The 1,461-nt window shown below is 48.3% G+C and carries 1 protein-coding gene; it reads right to left on the bottom strand.

Annotated elements, in window-relative coordinates:
• Positions 1 to 37: 37 nt before the first annotated feature.
• Positions 38 to 1,291 (bottom strand): IS4 family transposase, encoded by a 1,254-nt coding sequence (locus ACE41H_RS25075; RefSeq protein ID WP_375358301.1) that lies wholly within the window; start codon positions 1,289 to 1,291, stop codon positions 38 to 40.
• Between the last annotated feature and the right edge of the window lie 170 nt (positions 1,292 to 1,461).

Genomic DNA, 1,461 nt, shown 5'->3' with positions numbered 1-1,461 from the left:
CCAATGTCAACAGGTTAGCGACACACGATGCTAAAGGTCAACAATTGTTCTTGCGATTATGATGGAATTTGGATTTTCTCGGTGAAGGATTTCTGGGAATCGAGCGTCCCAAGCGCTTAGGCACAACAGATTGGGCGATTTCATGAATGATGCCTTGAATCATAGCGGCACTCTTGCCTGGATCCTCTTGAACAACAGCCTGAACCAATCGATCTTTAAGAATACCAATCAACTCATTGCGGTTGGCTTGGTAGTCATAGTGGTTCTCTTTGTCCTTGCGCGCTTCATCAATTTCGGATTGCGCATCGAATGCGGTAATTGCAATCGTGTTGGTCAGGTAGAGCGTTGCATAGAAGTCCTGCTGAATCCCTTCGACCGTACGTGAAGTGAAGTTTTCGATCTGAAGTTTGTTCTTCACCAGATCGTATTTGGTTTCCACCGGCCAGCGCATAAAATAGAGTTTTTTGAACGCCGGAATGCCCATGCGTTTGTCGGTGAGCTGCGTGATGAGCGTTTCCGTTTCACCGCTGTCCAGCTTGAATTTGATGACGCGCACACGGATACGCTTGCCGTTCTTCTCCAGCCACACGTAGCCATCCGGCTGGGTTTGCGCATCGATAGCCACGTTGAATTTATCGCGAACGCGCATCACAAATTGAGCGCCGCTTTGGACATGCAAATCGATCAACTCGAACGAAGCGTAGCCACGGTCATAGATGAACAGTTTCTTCTCGCCCGGCTCAATCGCCATGCAATGCGCCAGGTGCTGCTGGGCCAGGAATCGCTCATCCGTCGATAAGGGGGCCAGCCGCGCATCCATCACCATATCGTTCAGGACATCGTAAGCAAGAGAACCCTGTGCAGTTGGCGAAGAGGCATCTCTCCCCGTTCCGCCAAAGTGCTTGAGCAATTTCTTGTCCGCAGGCAACGCGATTTTACTCCCGTCCACAGCGAGAAGACGATAGCCATGCCACGTGTTACGATAATTCGCGCACATCACTTCTACCGTGAGGTTGAAAAGTTCGATAAATGCCTCGACCTTGATCTTTGCTCGGGCTTCGGAGAAGGACTGCTGTTGCATGGATATGGGTTTACTGAGTGCGATAAAAAAACGCCTCAACGCGCTTTTCGTGCTGGATTTAAAAGAGAGCAACATGAAAAGTATCACTTCCTCAAACGGCATTTTCCGCTCACGCGTAAAATCGGTTGGCTTCTTACGAGACGCCTCCTTGAAGCATACACTATAAATCAGCTCAGCAGTACGTTGGATTAGCATTTCAGTTACGGTCATCGCAGATCACCCGCATAAAGGAAAGGTATACCGTTTAAAGGTGGTATTCTTTTCGATTATTGGGGTGATTCCGATTTGTCAAGTGGTTATTTCGCTGCTGTGTGTCAATTAGGGTACAACACTATTATTCGATTGGATCTGGCTGTTTATTGCTTAACCTGTTGACATTG

This window comes from Paenibacillus enshidis (assembly GCF_042136365.1).
Classification (GTDB): domain Bacteria; phylum Bacillota; class Bacilli; order Paenibacillales; family Paenibacillaceae; genus Paenibacillus; species Paenibacillus enshidis.
Note: the sequence above shows the minus strand (reverse complement) of the source record. Positions and strands in the feature narration are given on the sequence as shown.